The sequence below is a fragment of the Stenotrophomonas sp. PS02300 genome, from assembly GCF_029959395.1.
GTDB classification, from domain to species: domain Bacteria; phylum Pseudomonadota; class Gammaproteobacteria; order Xanthomonadales; family Xanthomonadaceae; genus Stenotrophomonas; species Stenotrophomonas maltophilia_AD.
On the sequence record NZ_JASCOP010000004.1, the window covers coordinates 1 to 16,090 of the forward strand.

At 63.2% G+C, this 16,090-nt stretch carries 16 protein-coding genes and 1 pseudogene; 12 read left to right on the forward strand and 5 right to left on the reverse strand.

Annotation, left to right across the window (positions count from 1 at the left end):
- Window positions 1-217 (reverse strand): hypothetical protein (locus QMX79_RS01835; RefSeq protein ID WP_282243774.1); only part of this gene is annotated, 217 nt, incomplete at its 3' end.
- A gap of 118 nt (window positions 218-335) precedes the next feature.
- Between QMX79_RS01835 and QMX79_RS01840 the strand changes: the two genes are divergently transcribed.
- The 10 genes and pseudogenes from QMX79_RS01840 to QMX79_RS01890 all read left to right on the forward strand — a co-directional run bounded on the left by QMX79_RS01840 (window position 336) and on the right by QMX79_RS01890 (window position 10,510).
- The gene (locus QMX79_RS01840; RefSeq protein ID WP_336618844.1) at window positions 336-1,016 is read left to right on the forward strand and encodes a thermostable hemolysin; all 681 of its coding nucleotides are present in this window, start codon (window positions 336-338) and stop codon (window positions 1,014-1,016) included.
- Window positions 1,013-2,509, forward strand: a complete 1,497-nt coding sequence (locus QMX79_RS01845) for an AMP-binding protein (protein WP_282243778.1) — start codon at window positions 1,013-1,015, stop codon at window positions 2,507-2,509. The genes QMX79_RS01840 and QMX79_RS01845 overlap by 4 nt, the downstream gene beginning before the upstream one ends.
- Entirely contained in the window at window positions 2,506-3,180 is a 675-nt protein-coding gene (locus tag QMX79_RS01850) for an iron-containing redox enzyme family protein (protein ID WP_282243780.1), read from the forward strand. Before QMX79_RS01845 ends, QMX79_RS01850 begins: the two co-directional genes overlap by 4 nt.
- Window positions 3,180-4,015: pseudogene (locus QMX79_RS01860) on the forward strand (SDR family oxidoreductase). Before QMX79_RS01850 ends, QMX79_RS01860 begins: the two are co-directional and overlap by 1 nt.
- A gap of 34 nt (window positions 4,016-4,049) precedes the next feature.
- Window positions 4,050-4,664 (forward strand): hypothetical protein, encoded by a 615-nt coding sequence (locus tag QMX79_RS01865; RefSeq protein ID WP_282243926.1) that lies wholly within the window; start codon window positions 4,050-4,052, stop codon window positions 4,662-4,664.
- Window positions 4,665-4,688: 24 nt separating this feature from the next.
- Window positions 4,689-5,363 (forward strand): response regulator transcription factor, encoded by a 675-nt coding sequence (locus QMX79_RS01870; RefSeq protein WP_282243784.1) that lies wholly within the window; start codon window positions 4,689-4,691, stop codon window positions 5,361-5,363.
- A gap of 17 nt (window positions 5,364-5,380) precedes the next feature.
- A complete protein-coding gene (locus QMX79_RS01875) occupies window positions 5,381-6,748 on the forward strand; it encodes an ATP-binding protein (RefSeq protein WP_282243928.1) in 1,368 nt (455 codons plus the stop codon).
- A 256-nt stretch (window positions 6,749-7,004) separates the two neighbouring features.
- Complete coding sequence (locus QMX79_RS01880) at window positions 7,005-7,700, forward strand: VIT family protein (RefSeq protein ID WP_282243930.1); 696 nt, start codon at window positions 7,005-7,007, stop codon at window positions 7,698-7,700.
- Between the two features lie 114 nt (window positions 7,701-7,814).
- The gene (locus QMX79_RS01885; RefSeq protein ID WP_282243786.1) at window positions 7,815-8,534 is read left to right on the forward strand and encodes a response regulator transcription factor; all 720 of its coding nucleotides are present in this window, start codon (window positions 7,815-7,817) and stop codon (window positions 8,532-8,534) included.
- Window positions 8,531-10,510 (forward strand): PAS domain S-box protein, encoded by a 1,980-nt coding sequence (locus tag QMX79_RS01890; protein WP_282243787.1) that lies wholly within the window; start codon window positions 8,531-8,533, stop codon window positions 10,508-10,510. The genes QMX79_RS01885 and QMX79_RS01890 overlap by 4 nt, the downstream gene beginning before the upstream one ends.
- Window positions 10,511-10,547: 37 nt before the next feature.
- Here QMX79_RS01890 and QMX79_RS01895 read toward each other — a convergent pair whose 3' ends face one another.
- The gene (locus tag QMX79_RS01895) at window positions 10,548-11,267 is read right to left on the reverse strand and encodes a helix-turn-helix domain-containing protein (protein ID WP_282243788.1); all 720 of its coding nucleotides are present in this window, start codon (window positions 11,265-11,267) and stop codon (window positions 10,548-10,550) included.
- Between the two features lie 200 nt (window positions 11,268-11,467).
- On the opposite strand from QMX79_RS01895, the gene QMX79_RS01900 reads away from it, so the two are divergent.
- A complete protein-coding gene (locus tag QMX79_RS01900) occupies window positions 11,468-12,241 on the forward strand; it encodes a glucose 1-dehydrogenase (RefSeq protein ID WP_282243790.1) in 774 nt (257 codons plus the stop codon).
- Between the two features lie 93 nt (window positions 12,242-12,334).
- A complete protein-coding gene (locus QMX79_RS01905) occupies window positions 12,335-12,898 on the forward strand; it encodes a GNAT family N-acetyltransferase (RefSeq protein ID WP_282243792.1) in 564 nt (187 codons plus the stop codon).
- Between the two features lie 47 nt (window positions 12,899-12,945).
- On the opposite strand, the gene QMX79_RS01910 is transcribed toward QMX79_RS01905, so the two are convergent.
- The 3 genes from QMX79_RS01910 to QMX79_RS01920 all read right to left on the reverse strand — a co-directional run bounded on the left by QMX79_RS01910 (window position 12,946) and on the right by QMX79_RS01920 (window position 16,076).
- Window positions 12,946-13,644, reverse strand: coding sequence for a phosphoribosyltransferase family protein (locus QMX79_RS01910; RefSeq protein ID WP_282243795.1), 699 nt, complete (start codon window positions 13,642-13,644; stop codon window positions 12,946-12,948).
- A 92-nt stretch (window positions 13,645-13,736) separates the two neighbouring features.
- Window positions 13,737-15,131: an MBL fold metallo-hydrolase gene (locus QMX79_RS01915; protein ID WP_282243797.1), complete on the reverse strand. Its 1,395-nt coding sequence runs from the start codon at window positions 15,129-15,131 to the stop codon at window positions 13,737-13,739.
- A 117-nt stretch (window positions 15,132-15,248) separates the two neighbouring features.
- Window positions 15,249-16,076 (reverse strand): universal stress protein, encoded by an 828-nt coding sequence (locus QMX79_RS01920; RefSeq protein ID WP_282243799.1) that lies wholly within the window; start codon window positions 16,074-16,076, stop codon window positions 15,249-15,251.
- Between the last annotated feature and the right edge of the window lie 14 nt (window positions 16,077-16,090).

Genomic DNA, 16,090 nt, shown 5'->3' on the forward strand with positions numbered 1-16,090 from the left:
GCCATCGCTCCCACATCAGAGCCTTCTGGGCGTCGCTGTAGTAGATCCTTGGCCTGCGCTCCATCTGCAACACTCCTGCTGCCGGTAAGCAGTCTTCAGTGTGTTGCGTCGACCGGTTGAATCCAAGGCCAAGAGCGGACATCTGCCCTACCACGATAAACACCCCTGATCCTCCGCACTGCCGGCGATTGATCAAATGCCCATCGAGGATACGCACTTGCTCCTGAGCGCCTGGGGGCTATGAAAGATGGCTGGGCGACCGCAACGAAAGTCTTCCCAAAAGATAATGACTGCTTAACTAACGGCTAATTCGTCCTTAATCCGGGCCGGCCAGCATGCTCGCCATGTCCTGGATCCCCACCTCTCTCGCTGTCACGTTCCCGTCGATCCTGCCGCTGTCGCAGGTCGTGGGCCCTCAAGACTCAAGCCGCAGCGAGGTGGAGCGGTTCATCGCCCACGTATATCGCGAACGCTACGGTGCCACCCTGCACGCGTTTCTGCCCCATCTGCTTGCGTTCCGGGATGGCCATGGGCACTTGGTGGCGGCGGTCGGCATGCGCGCGGGCAGCGAAGGCCCATTGTTTGTCGAGCAATATCTCGATGAACCCGTGCAGGCCATCCTCTCGCATCGGGAGATCGCCAATGTGGGCCGCGACCGTATCGCCGAGATCGGCAACTTTGCCGCCACCACGCCTGGCATCGCCCGTGAGCTGATTGTCCGGTTGACCGAGATGCTGCATGCCGCACGCGTGCGCTGGGTGCTGTTCGCTGCCACCCAACAGCTGCGGAACGCCCTCGACCGACTGCATCTGGTGACGGTGGAACTTGGCGAAGCAAGCCCAGAGCGACTCACCGGCGATGCCTCCCAGTGGGGCAGCTACTACCAAGCCCGGCCGAAGGTGGTCTGTGGGAATGTCGCCGCCGGACGTGCGTTCTTGCACCAAGCACGAAAACACGATGCGCGCTCCAAAACGGATCCTGATTCGTCTCTGCAAGCCATGGTGGGGGCGCAATGAACGCGCTGACCTCTCCCCTGATCGCCGGTCTCGGCGGGCGCAAGGCACGCGTGCTCACTTCCAGCGCGGAAATTGGCGATGAGCAGATCCGGCAACGCGCATTGCGATTGGCTAGTCGGCTGGACCTGCAAGGCATCGACCGCGTCGCAAGCCAGCTGGACAACGGTATTCACTGGCTGGTCTTGGATCTTGCCGTGCGCGAGCTCGGCGGCGTGCATGTGCCGTTGCCCACATTCTTCTCTGCCGAACAGATCGCTCATGCCCTGGCGTCCAGCGGTGCCCAATGCGTGGTCACCGCCCGGGGCGCGCCTGCGCCAACTGGCAGCATGGGCACACTGGGGACGTTGGACGGCGGGACGCTCGCCCAGTGGCGGACCTGTCCGGCGACGTCGGTCGACCTCCCCACTGGCACCGCATGCGTGACCTACACCTCCGGCACGACCGGCCGCCCCAAGGGCGTGTGCCTGTCGGCCGACACGCTGCTTACGGTCGCCAGTTCACTTGTGGAAGGATCGTCTGCGATTGCGCCGCGCCGCCACCTGTGCCTGATGCCGCTCTCCACGCTCCTGGAGAACGTCGCCGGGCTGTATGCAACGCTGCTCTCGGACGCGCAGATCGCGCTCCCGTCGCTGGCGGAGATCGGCTACACCGGCGCCTCGGGCCTGGACGTGCCGACGCTGTTGCGGTGCCTGCACCGCTATCAGCCGGAGAGCGTCATCCTGGTGCCTCAGCTGTTACTGGCGGTGGTGATGGCCGCCGAAAGCGGTGCTCCCCTGCCCGCCTCGTTGCGCTATATCGCCGTCGGCGGTGGGCGCGTAGGGCCGGGGCTGCTTGCACGGGCGCGCGCCCTGGGGCTGCCGGTCTTCGAAGGCTATGGGCTGACCGAATGTGCCTCGGTGGTGTGCCTCAATCAACCCGGTGCGAGCCGGGATGGCAGCGTCGGCAAAGCGCTTCCACACGCTCGTATCGCCATTGTCGACAATGAAATCCAGGTCGATGGGGCACGCGCACTGGGCTACCTCGGTGCCGAACCGCTTCCCGACGGTCCCATCCGCACTGGCGACCTGGGCCACGTCGACGCTGACGGATTCGTCCACGTCACCGGCCGCCGCAAGAATGTCTTCATCACCGCGTTCGGTCGGAATGTCTCACCCGAATGGGTGGAAAGCGAGCTTCTCTCCCATCCAGACCTGGCCCAGGCGGTGGTATGGGGCGAAGCACAGGCCGACAACGTCGCCGTGCTGGTTCCGCGTCGCGCCGACCTGGACGATGCCGCCCTCGCCCGCGCCGTCGCCGAGGTCAACGCCGGCCTGCCCGACTACGCCCGTGTCTCGCGCATCGTGCGCGCACCGGCGCCATTCTCTGCAGGTACCGGGCTGCTCACCGCCAATGGGCGCCCGCGTCGCGACGCCATCCTGTCCCATTTCCAGGCCGAGGTCGATGCGAGCTATCGCCGTCCCGCCTCCGTTCCTTCCACGGGAGTATCCGCATGAGTTTCCATTCCGAACTGCTCGCCCAGACCCAGCAGGAGCGAGCCAGCCTGGTCTCCGTGCCGATCATCCAGTCCGCGCTGGGGGGCCAGATCGCCCGCGAAGACTACGTCGCCTTCCTCGGGCAGGCTTACCACCATGTCAGGCACACCGTTCCGCTGTTGATGGCCTGCGGCGCGCGTCTGCCGGCCCGGCTTGAATGGCTGCGCACCGCCATCGGCGAATACATCGAGGAAGAAATGGGCCACCAGGAGTGGGTGCTGGACGACTTGGCGGCCTGCGGTGCCGACCGCGCCGAAGCCGCTGCCAGCCTGCCCTCACTGGCCACCGAGCTGATGGTGAGCTACGCCTACGACACCATCCACCGCGGCAACCCGGTCGGCTTCTTCGGCATGGTACTGGTCTTGGAGGGAACCAGCGTGGCGCTGGCGACCCGTGCGGCCAACACGATCCAGACCTCGCTCGACCTGCCGCGAAACGCGTTCAGCTACCTGCTGTCCCACGGCGACCTGGACATCGAGCATGTCGGTTTCTTCGAAGGGCTGATGGAGCGCTTGGATGATCCGGCGGATCAGCAGGCCGTCATCCACGCCGCCCGGCGCTTCTACGTGCTGTATGGCGACATCTTCCGCACGCTGCGTCAGGACGGCGTGCGCTGGGCGGAGGCCGCGTGATGAATCTCGCCGGGAGGACCGTCATCGTCACCGGCGCCAGTGGCGGCATCGGCGTGGCGCTGTGCCACGCGTTGGTCCAGGCCGGCGCCTCGATCATGGCCGTCGGGCGCAACCGCAGCCGGCTCACCACACTTGCCGCCGCGCTACCGGCCGGGCGCGTGCACACCGTGGTCGCCGACCTGTCCGCGCCACTAGGCCGCTCCCACCTGATCGCTGCGATCGGACAGGCAAATGTCTCCTCTCGATGCTGGTGCTGGGCCACGCCAAGAGCGCGTTCGGTCTGTTTGAAGACCAGCACCCCGATGAGCTGGAAAAACTGCTGCAGACCAACCTGGTCGGCTCGGCGCTGCTGATCCACGCCCTGTTGCCGGTCTTGCGCCGCCACGAACAGGCCAGCGTTGTTGCCATCGGCTCCACCTTCGGCAGCATTGGCTTCGCCGGCTTCGCCACCTACAGCGCCAGCAAGTTCGGCCTGCGGGGGCTCATGGAAGCGCTGTCAAGGGAACACGACGGCACCGGCCTGAGCTTCCAGTATCTCTCCCCGCGCGCCACGCGCACCGCCTTCAATACGCCTGCCGTCGATGCGCTCAATGCCGAGCTCAAGGTCGGCAGCGATGCGCCGGAGACCGTCGCCGCTGCGCTTGTCCACGCTATCGTCCAAGGCGACCGGCGCCGCCAGCTCGGCTGGCCGGAAAAGCTGTTCGCGCGCATCAACGGCATGTTCCCCGCGCTGGTCGACCGCAGCCTGCGTGCCGAGCTTCCTATCATCAGGCGCCACGCCGCTCAAGCGCAGCCCATCCACGAGGACTCCTCCCATGAAGCAACGTCACGGTAAAACCATGTTCATCCTGCTCATCAGCGCGTTGGTCATGTTGGTCGGCATTGCCTGTGCCGCCGAACCGGGAACGCCCATGACGGTCGCCCAGTTGCGCGACCGCTGGGCCCAGATCAACTACCAGACCAGTAAGCCGCAGCGACAGACCGCGTTCGAGGCCTTGGCCAGCCAGGCAGCGAAGACCCGCCAGACCGAGCCGGATGATGCCGGTGCACTGATCTGGGAGGGTATCGTCCTCTCCAGCCTCGCCGGCGAGAAAGGTGGCATGGGGGCACTCAGCCTGGTGAAACAGGCACGTGCGGACTTCGAGGCCGCCCTGAAGATAGATCCCAACGCACTGCAGGGTGCGGCCTACACCAGCCTGGGAGCCCTTTACTACCAGGTGCCGGGGTGGCCATTGGGATTCGGCAATGACGACACCGCAGCGGCCATGCTGAAGAAGGGCTTGGCCGTGGACCCGAAGGGTATCGATGCCAACTACTTCTACGGGGATTTCCTGCGCGACCAGAAGAACTGGCAAGGCGCCCGGGCAGCGCTGGAGAAGGCGATTGCTGCACCTGCCCGCCCCGGCCGGGAAGTCGCCGATGCCGGCCGGCGCGCCGAAGCGACCGCCAAACTCAACGAGGTCCGGGGCCACCTTGCCAAGTAAGCCCGGGACAACGAGACTGCCTGCATGCGCATCCTGCTCGCCGAAGACGATGCATCACTCGGGGAAGGTATCCGGACCGCCCTACGTCGAGCGGCATACGCCGTGGACTGGGTGCAGGACGGTGCCTCCGCGCTGACCGCCATCGGCGACGGCGACATCGACTTGGTCGTGCTGGACCTGGGTCTGCCGCGAATGGACGGGATCGACGTCATTCGCAAGGTGCGCGCGGCGGGCGGAAACGTGCCCATCCTGGTACTCAGCGCCCGCGAGCGGGCATCCGACCGTACCCTTGGGCTGGACGTGGGCGCCGACGACTATCTGGGCAAGCCGTTTGACACGCCCGAGCTGCTTGCCCGCGTCCGCGCCCTGCTCCGCCGCAGCGTAGGCCGTGCAAAACCGACGTTGGAAGCGGGTGCGCTGAGCCTGGACCCGGCCCGTCTGACCGCCATCTGGAAAGGGCACACCCTCGACTTGACCCGCAGGGAGTTCGCCCTGCTGAGACTGCTCATGGAACAACAAGGCAGGCCGCTTGGGCGCGAGACCATCCAGCAGCACCTGTATGGCTGGGATGAGGACGTGGCAAGCAATGCCGTCGATGTGCATGTCCACCAACTGCGCAGGAAGCTGGATCCCGGCATCATCCGCACTGTGCGGGGGATCGGCTACGCCTTGGGCGACCCCTCGGATGCGGCTGCATGACGTCCATCCGTCGCCGCCTGCTGGTCGTGTTGCTGGGGGTGCTCTCCCTGCTCATGCTCCTGGCGGCCGGTCTGAGCTACCGAGCCGGGCTGCAGGAGGCCGGGGAAATGTTCGACGCCCGGCTGGTGCAGTCCTCACGGGTGCTGTTGAGCCTGGTGGACGAGCCGCTCAGCGATCTGAGCGCGTTTCCCGGCGACCCGATCGTCCTGCGCGGTTGGCACGGTCGCGCTGAGGGCGTGGGCGAGGCATTGGCCTTCAAAGACGGACATGCCTACGAGAACAAGCTGGCCTTTCAGATATGGGCGCCTGACGGTCGCCTTCTGCTCCGATCAGACAGCGCGCCCACTGCGCCAATGGCGAGCTTGTCGCCGGGCTACGCGGATGTCGACATAGAAGGGGCGCAGTGGCGAACCTTTACGCTGCGCTCGCCACAGGGTCGATGGTTTCAGTCCGCCGAGCGCTCGGATATCCGCCAGGAACTGGCCGAGGACATTGCCATCGGTACGCTGCTGCCACTGTTGCTTGCGCTTCCGGTGATGGCCTTGGTCATCTGGCTGACGGTCGCCTGGGCGACGCGCTCCTTGCGGAAAGTCTCCACCGACATCGGTGAGCGTGACCTCGACCGAATGACACCCTTGGATGACACCAAGCTCCCAGAGGAGGTCCACGGCCTGGTTCGCGCGGTAAACGAGCTGCTGCAGCGGCTGGATCTGGCCCTGGTACGTGAAAGACGCTTCATCGCAGATGCTGCGCACGAGCTGCGCACGCCGATCAGCGCAGTGAAGGTTCATGCAGACAACGCGCGGCTCGCCACGCTTGATCAAGAACGCCAAGAGTCACAGCGGTTGCTTGCCCGAGGGGTGGAACGGGTTGAGCGCTTGGTATCACAGCTGCTGTCGCTGAGCCGAACCGAGCGCAGCATCGGAAAGGATGCGTTTGCCAAGCTAAGCTTGGACGCCCTGGTGAGCAACGAGGTTGAAGAGCTCAAGGCCTTGGCGGCTTCCAAGAGTCAGATTATGAACCTCGTTCTCGACAAAGCGGACGTCTTCGGCGACGAGTTCTCGTTGGGCTTGCTGGTTCGCAACCTCGTCGAGAATGCCATACGGTATACCCCCGAGCATGGGGTCGTGGTGGTGTCTACCGAACAGACGGGCGAGCAATGCGTTCTTACGGTGGAAGACTCAGGACCCGGCATTCCCAAGGACCTGCAGGACCGCGTCTTCGACCGTTTCTACCGTGTGATCGGAAGTGGCGCGGAGGGCAGCGGATTAGGCCTGTCTATCGTCCAGGAGACATTGGACGTGCACGGCGGGAAGATCAGCCTTGGAACGTCGCAATGCCTCAACGGGTTGAAGGTGACTGTGAAACTGCATACCAACGCGTAGCCTCCTAGGTGGCGCGGGTTCAAAGAGCATAGTGAATTCTCACCCCGGCAATAGCACAGGCGGTCGTCCATCCAAGAACACGAAAATTCTTGAGATGTTCTGCTGAACAAGGTCTATGAAATCTAACCTGACAACTGGCAAGCTGACCATTATTGATCCGCGCAACCCAATGTTGGGGGACCGCCCGAATAGATGCCTAGTGCCTTCACCGGGCTGGGAGTACCTTCAAAAGCTCGACACACTCCAAGGACATGTCATGAGCCACGGAGAATTCCATCGCAGTCAACGCGGCGGCTGGTTGCGTGCCGGAGTATTGGGTGCAAATGATGGACTTATATCGACCAGCAGCCTGGTCGTCGCCATGGTCGGTGCTGGCGCGGTAACTCAAACGATTCTCGTCGCTGGCCTCTCAGGACTGATCGCCGGTGCACTCTCGATGGCGGCGGGCGAGTACGTTTCAGTCAGCTCGCAGGCAGACGCCGAGAACGCAGACGAAGAGAAGGAGCGCGGGGAGCTGCTGAACCAGCCGGACGCAGAGTTACTTGAGTTGACAACCATCTACGAAAAGAGAGGGTTGACGCGACGGCTTGCCGAGGAGGTTGCCCGCGAGCTGACCGCGCATGACGCGCTGTCAGCACATCTGAGGGACGAATTGGGCATTCACGATGTATTGAAGGCAAGGCCACTCCAGGCAGCAGGTGCCTCTGCAATGTCATTTGTCGTCGGTGCCCTGCCCCCGGTTCTTTTGGTTGCAACCCTGGCGCATAGCAACCTGGCGGGAGTTGTCGTCGCAACCACGCTATGCGTCCTGGCCGCGCTCGGGGCTGTTGCGGCCAGGCTCGGTGGAGCGTCCCAACTGCGTGGCGCGCTACGGGTTGTCGTCTGGGGCGCCATCGCAATGGCGGCCACCTACGCCATAGGAGCGTGGTTTGGGGCGCTGACCGCGCCATGATCATGACCCTCCGGAAGCCGCAATTGAGCCTTCGCAAAGATGAATCAAGGGCTGGCAGCGTGCAGGCTGCAGCTAAGGGTATGATCATCCAAACTATGCCGTAAGGGCGCGTCGATGGCAGTGCTCGAACGACCCCTGATCGCCCGACCGCGCATCCTTCTGGTCGAAGACGACGAGGCCATCGCCGGCCTCACGGCCCGCTTCCTGCAGAATCACGGCGTCGAGTGCCACATTGCCGCAGGCGTTGCGGCGGCGGAACAATGCCTGTCCCAAGGGGGGGTTGACCTGATCCTGCTGGACCTCGGCCTACCAGATGGAGATGGGCTGACGATGTTGCGAGGTCAGTCCTGTCAGATTCCGGTCATCATCGTGACCGGCCGAGGTGACTCGGTGGATAGAGTCGTGGGCCTTGAGCTCGGTGCCGATGACTATGTTGCCAAACCGTTTGATTACCGCGAACTGCTGGCCCGCATACATTCGGTATTGCGGCGTGCACAGCATCCGTCGCCATCAGCCAGACATGTTTTCCGCTTCGATGGGATACTCCTCAACGCGTCGGAGCGGGTAGTACTTGACCGTGAGGGCAACGCGATCCGCTTGACCTCGGCCGAGTTCGACCTGCTTTACGCGCTGGTTCAAGGCGCCGGCAAGGTACAGAGCAGGGATCAGCTGATGAATTCGCTACACGGACGCGATGCGGGCCCGTTCGACCGTGCTATCGACGTCCACATAGGCCGACTGAGGCGCAAGCTCGAACGCGATCCGTCGCAGCCTCAGCTGATCCAGGCGACCCGAGGCGTCGGCTATCGGTTGGCTGCCAGCGTGTCGCCGTGACCGCACTGATGCTCCCACAGTTGTTTGATATCGTCCCTGATGCGCTGTTGCTGGTGGATGCAGAGGGGCGCATCATCCGTGCCAACGGCAACGCAGAGCGTCTTTTTGGTTATGGCGATGACGGGCTCGTTGGCCTAGCCGTGGAAGCACTGATGCCGGCCGGCGCGAGAGAGCGGCATCTCCAGCATCGCCTCGGTTACATGTCGTCTCCGCGCGTCCGACCGATGGGCCAATCCGATCAGGTGCTGGTCGGCCAGAAGGTGGACGGTCAGCAGTTTCCGGTGGAAATTGCGTTGAGTCCGATCGACACCGCACACGGACGACACTACCTGGCGTCGGTGCGCGACATCTCGGAGAGTCAGCGCGTTCGGCAAGCCCTCGTGCGGGCCAGCTATGATGCCTTCATTGCACGGTTGGGACAGATGGCCCTGGACGCGGGCAGCGAGCAACAGCTTGTTCGCTCATTGCCTGGCATGCTTATCGATGAGCTCCAGGCCGACGCAGTCGCGTTGGCCTTTCCTGAGTCGGATGGTCAAGCCATGGATGTGCGCGTTGCCGGACAGATCAACGGCGAAGCCCTTCGGCACATACTGTCCTCGCGCTGGGCCCTGCTTGAAGCATCGCTTCCAGTGGACCGCGCCACCATCCTGGATGATCGGCAATTGGAACTGCTGGGCGAAGCTGGTGAGGGGTTTGCGTGTGGTGCAGCAACGCTGCTCCGTGACCGCGACCAGCCGACAGGGGCTCTGATGGTACTTTCCACAGACACGCGACCGATCCAGCACGACATCCTTCATCTGATACAGGGCGTCGCAGTCCTGGTTGCGGCGATAATGCAGCGCCGCAGAACGGCGGAGCAACTCGCCCACGCGCAACGCCTGGATGCGCTAGGCCAGTTGACCGGCGGTATCGCGCACGATTTCAACAACTTGTTGACCATCATCTCCGGCAGCCTGCAGCTTCTTGATGACGAGTACGCCGCTCACCAAAGCGCGCGCGATCTTATCGCAGGCGCCCTCCACTCAGTGGCGCGCGGAGCATCTCTCACCTCCAAGCTGCTTGCCTTTGCAAGACGCCAACCCCTGGCTCCCCAATCGGTAAAGCTTCACCAGTTGGTTCACGATCTGGGCACCATGCTTCAACGAATCCTGGGCGAGTCATTCTCCTTGACGATCGAATGCCACCGTGGCCTCCCACCAGCGCATGTGGATCCCTGCCAGCTTGAGACAGCGTTGGTCAACGTGGTGTTGAATGCACGCGATGCCCTTCCGGGAAACGGCGAAATCCTGCTCTCCGTTGGCGAGCAATGGGTCAGACCGCAGGAGATGGAGGAGCTGCAGGCCGGGCACTACATTGTCATCCGGATCGCGGACCGCGGCATGGGCATGTCCGCCAGTACCGCTCGACGCGCAGTCGAACCCTTCTTCACCACCAAGTCGATGGGTCAAGGGAGCGGGCTTGGCCTGAGCATGGTGTATGGCTTCACGAGGCAGAGCCGAGGCATGCTGCACATTGACACCGTCCACGGCCGAGGCACAACGGTAAGCATGTACCTCCCGGTCGCCACGTCCCTGCCAGAGCGCGTGCTGCCCCCGCGACATCGTGTGGAGGGCGCGCGGCAGACCATTCTGGTGGTGGAAGACGATCCGGGCGTGCGACGGGTTGCCGTATCGTTTCTCCAGGCGGCGGGCTATGTCACTTTGGAAGCATGCGACGGGGTCGAGGCGCTTGCGATCGCAAAGATGCATCCGGAGACGGCCTTGGTTTTCAGCGACGTCATGCTTGGAGGCGCGATGAACGGCCATGCGCTGGCATCCACCTTGCGCGAGCAGCTGCCCGGCCTGGCGGCGCTCCTGACAACTGGCCACGATGACGCGCCCGACGTCACTTCCGACCTCGGGCACTGCGGCACGTTGCTACGCAAACCGTATCGGCGCGAGGATCTGTTGGTCGCGGTCCAGCAACTGATCGCTTGACAGTGGTTTTCGTACCCGACACGGGCGCCACAAGAGGTCAGTTCAGCGTTGTTGACTGCGCACGCAGGCGCGGCAGATCGACGAAGCGTATATGGGAACGACTGACCTCGATCAGGCCTTGATCCTGCAACCTGTGCAACGCGCGGACGACTGTCTCGATCTGCATGGCAAGAAAACTGCCGATGTCGGCACGCGTCATACAGAGCAGCATCTGTGTCGCGCTGAAACCGCGCTCGGCCAGGCGCGTGGAATAATCAAGCAGGAACGATGTCAACCGCTGCTCGGCATTCAGGCTGCCGAGTGCCAGCATCCATCGCCAATCCCGTCTTATCTCCGAGGCGAGTATCCCGGTCAAGCGCGCCTCGAATCCAGGAAGGCACTGACGCAGAAGGAAGGGCTGCAGCTCCCACACCTCGCCGTCATCCAGCGCGATCACGTCACATGGATACGCAGCCAGATCCAGTGCTTCCTGACCGAGCAGTTCGCCGCGCATCGGGAACGCCGTCACACGTTCTCGGCCATCTTCACTGATGAGAGCACTTTTGAAGATGCCCGACCGTACCAGGAACAATCCACGAAATGGCTGGCCTGCGCGGATGACGTGCTGCTTCCTGCGAACGCGGCGTCGAACCAGGGGCATGCCCTGCAGCAGGTGCTCCCAGCTCCCGCCAACACCGGCGGCGCCGCCGCCTTGAAGGCCGAGCAAGGGTTCCACACCCGCGGTTTCGAACGTGACGTGACTGGGAGTGTCCCACATATCCGATCCTCCACCTGACCCATACTCAATCTAGGCACGGGCGGGTGCCTGGCGAATGGCGGTGGAGAACTGTTTTGTAAAGATCTGTAAAGAACCGCATCTCTTGATGCAGGTCAACACGCCCTCTTCCGGTACGCCGCCAAATGAAGATTGGTATGGGCGGTGCTGTGCGCACCTCCGGCCTGAAGAGGACGCTTTAGATGAATCGATTAAGAGGAAAGGTCTGCATAATCACGGGGGCTTCGGTTGGCATTGGCCGCGCATGCGCAGTTCGCATGGCCGAAGAAGGCGCCGCGGTAGCCCTGTTCGACATACATGACGGGGAAGGCAACGCATTGGCAAACGAGCTGGCTGGCGCTGGCTCTGCCGCGATCTACTGGCACGTCGATGTTCGGGAGGAAGCCAGTGTGCACGATGCCATCGACGCCGTCGTGGATCGGCTTGGGCGTCTGGATGTCATGGTCAACAATGCCGGAATCGCAGGCGCCAACCGTCCGACCCACGAGCTCAGCGAGGCCGATTGGGACCAGGTCCAGGCAGTGAATGTCAAAGGCGTCTTTTTCTGCACCAAGCATGCCCTGCCCCACATGCGCAGGAACCGCGCCGGGAGCATCATCAATCTTTCTTCCATCTATGGCTTGGTGGGCGCAGCGGACCTTCCCGCTTACCACGCATCCAAGGGCGCGGTCACGCTGATGACCAAGACCGACGCATTGATCTATGCGAGCGACGGGATTCGAGTCAATTCGGTGCACCCTGGCTTCATCTGGACGCCGCTTGTCGAGCAGCACTTGCGAGACAGCGGTACCGCTGATCTGGTCGCCGGTAGACACGCGCTGGATCAAATGCACCCGTTGGGCCATGTCGGTACGCCGGACGATATTGCCTGGGGGGTGGTGTACCTTGCATCGGAGGAATCCCGATTCGTCACGGGCTCGTCCCTGGTGATCGATGGCGGCTACACGGCGCGCTGAGGTTGCACGCAACACCGTGTACGTTGATCTGCGTCAATTTGCTGGCTCCCGCAGCACCCTAGCATGCATGCGTCCCCGTTAGCCGTGGCCGCCATGAACACTCCAGACCTCCCATCTACCCTGTCCCCCGAGCTCTTTCCACGCTGGATCGAGGTGCTGCGCGACCGTACGAGGGTATTGATTCGACCCATCACCGCGGCAGACAGGGATATCGAGCGCGCGTTCATTGAGGGCTTGTCGCCACAGGCCCGCCGTTTCAGGTTCCTGGGCCAGATTCGTTCGCCCAGCGAACAATTGCTGACGCAGTTGACGGTACTGGACCATACCCACCAGGTCGCCTTTGCTGCGGTCGTTTCCGCCGGGTCGGGTAAGCAATTGATCGGCGTAAGCCGTTACAGCACCACTGCCTCCGGGGATGCTTGCGAGTGCGCGGTGACAGTCGCCGACGAATGGCAGGGACGTGGACTGGGAGTGATCCTGATGAACCACCTGATTGCCATCGCCAGGTCGCGAGGCATCAAACAGATGTACTCGATTGACGACGCACAGAACACACATATGCGGGAGCTGGCCAAGCATCTGGGATTCAGCAGCCGTATCGATGCCGAAGACCATTGCCAAGTCATTCATGAGTTGCTCCTCGATCCCAGCACCTGACATCGCGGAAGGCAGCATCGTGTCCGCCTTCTGTGGTGCTCAGGCGATCACGGCTTTCCTGTTCCGAGCGAAAGACAGCGCGCGCACGTCCCGTCACCATCCCCCCATCGCATCGGCTTGGGGAACAATGCACGCACCGCCTCTCGGTCCGTGACTACCGGGTACTCCAGAAAGTGCGCGGCTACCGCATTGACCGAGTCTGCCGCGGCCAGATAGATGCACGCATCGGCCAGCCCCGACGCTCGTGCCAGGGTTTCCGTCGTGGTGACCGGTGCCGCATACACCAACAGCGCCGGACCATACACGCGTACCATTCGCAAGGCAGCCTCAATGGTGGAGGGTGTCGCCGATCCGTCATCGAGCACGATGATCGTTCGCTGCGCCAGGCCAGCCGATGAGCAGATTCCACAGCGCCTGAGATGCGCTTGAGCCTGGGCCAGGAGCGCTTGCTGCACATCCTCCATACCGGCTTCGCCGACCTTTGTTTCTGGACTACCCAACGGCGGTGACGATTCCGCCCGCTCCCTGCGGCTGGCGATCGCCACTTGGAATGAAGCAGTGGCCCGCACGGCGAGCATACCCGCGAGCCTCAGCTGCGCCCCAAGCATATCGGCGATGAGCCGTGCCATCGGCAGCGCGGCACATGAAACGGCCAGTATGGATGCCCGGGTCTGCTTATAAGAGCTCAACGCGTCCGCGAGCCCGACTGCTGCTTCAAGATAGTCCCGGAAGACAAGATGCGTCACGACGGTGTCCTGTTTGGCAGAAGGTAGTTCTCGCCGTCCATGCCGCTGGGTGGCGACGCTCTATGGCCTCTGCGGGCCATCCCGGACCCTTTTCATCCCGGGTCGAGGTCAATGTACTGTCGGTACTCGGGGATGCATGCAGACCAATGTAGCTCCCGTTCAATGGCTAATCGCAGCGCGTCGGCGGCGTCTGGCTCTCCGTGTGTGATGAAGACCTGCCGCGGGGTCGTCTGGGCCGTGCGTAGCCAGTTGAGAAGTTCGTCGGCGTCGGCGTGGGCAGAAGCGGCCTCCAGCTGTACCACCTCGGCACGTATCGGCACATCCTGGCCATAGATGCGCAACAGCCTGTCACCGCGCACCAGCGCCGCTCCGCGCGTGCCACCTGCCTGGAAGCCTGGCAACAGGATCATGTTGCGAGAATCCGAGCCGAAAGCGATGAGATGATGGAGAATGCGCCCCCCGGTCAGCATTCCACTGCCCGCGACGATGATCATGGGGCCCTGCCGAAGGTTGAGGGCCTTGGATTCCTCGATGCTATTGACGAACCGGGTAGCCGCGTGCAAGCGCTCCAGTGCGGCGTCATCGAGCAGATGTTCGCTTCTGTATTTCCCATAGAGCAAGGTGACGTCCTTGGCCATGGGGCTGTTCAAGTAGATCGGGGCGCGTGGGATCCGCCCTTCCGCCTGCAGGGTGGCGATCACGTGTAGCAGCAGCTGGGCGCGACCCACCGCGAACGCCGGAATCATCACCACCCCACCGCGCCCGAGCGTGCGCCGGATCGGCTCGACGAGCAGGTCCGTCAAGAGCGCCGTCGGATGGCGCCGATTGCCATATGTTGACTCCACTACAACCCAATCCGATGCCGGCAGCGACGAGGGAGCGCGCATCACCGCATCGTTCGAACGGCCGACATCACCACTGAACGTGATTCGCCTGCCCCGATGGACCAGCGATACCGATGCGGCGCCAAGAATGTGTCCCTGCTTGTGAAACGTAGCCGTTACGCCAGGCACCGGGTCAAAGGCATCGGAAAAGTCGACGACCCGCATCAGGTCAAGGCACCGTTGCGCATCGCCCACGGTGTAGAGCGGCTCGGCCGGATGGTGTTTCGAGCTGCCGCGCTGATTGGCGTGGCGCGCCTCCTCCTCCAGCAGGTGCGCTGCGTCGGGGAGTAGAATTCCGCATAGATCCCGGGTGGCCGGTGTGCACCACACAGGCCCGTGAAATCCCAGCCTGATCAGACGTGGCAGATATCCGCTGTGATCCAGGTGCGCGTGGGTGAGCACCACCGCATCAATGGAAGCGGGATCCACGGGAAACGGTAGCCAGTTCCGCAATCGCAGCGGTTTGTATCCTTGGAAGAGCCCGCAATCCACCATGACGCGGGCGCCGCCGGCCTCAACCACGTAGCGTGAGCCGGTGACGGTATCCGTCCCGCCCAGGAACGCGACGCCAAGACGCGTCGCATTGTGAGGCTGATCGTTCATGTACATGGATCACCTGCCAGGGCGTTGCATCAGCCGTGCGGCGACTTAAGCCGGAGTTGCTCGGCAGCCGATGCCCGGTACGGGAGAACTGGGTGGACAGCGGGCTTCACGCGGGTCTCAGTGGGCGAGAAATACTGGTATCGGACTGTGCCGGATCAGTGTGCGGGTGACGCCGCCGAACAGGAATTCCGAGGCACGGGATCTGCCGTAGCCACCGGCGACAATACAATCGGCGCCGCTCTCCTTCACGAAGTTCAGTATGGCCGGTCCTGCCCCGCCCTCCTCATAACCGCGGTGCACAGGCGAGGCTGTTACGCCATGGCGCCGTAGATGAGCGACCAGGCGCAGACTGGCGTCGTCCTCCCTGCTCGGATCGTCCGGATCGGAATCGATATACAACAAGTGCACGCGTTGTGCAGCGATCAACAACGGCAAGGCATCATGCACCGCGCGAATGGCTTCCCGGGTGCTTTTCCACGCAATCACAACATGACGCGGCACCGCGTCGCGGGCGCCCGGCGGGACAAGCAGCAACGGCACCCCTGATTCCACCAGCAACGAGGAGACAAGCGTGTCCTCAGTGCCGGGGTCATCGCGATGCAACCCCAGGATGGTCAGGTCAACGCATCCTGCCTGAGGCATCACCTGATCCACCGGTCCCTCCCACACCCTCTCGTTCGCACACACGAGCCAATCCACACCTGCGTCTGCCAGCCGCTCCTCCAGCGTGGTGGCAAGCACCCTGACCGTTTCCTTGGCCGGCTCATGAAGAGCGGTGTAGACAGCTGGGTAGTACATCCACCCCGTCGCGACCGGCACAACCACACTGGCCCCAGCCAGTGCTACCAGGCGGCTCCCCTGCTCACGCGAAAGCGCCGTGGCTAGACCCAGCGCCTGCTCGTGCAGGCGGCCCAAGACGAAGGGCAACAGAATGTCGCAGTACATGCTCGCTCTCCCCG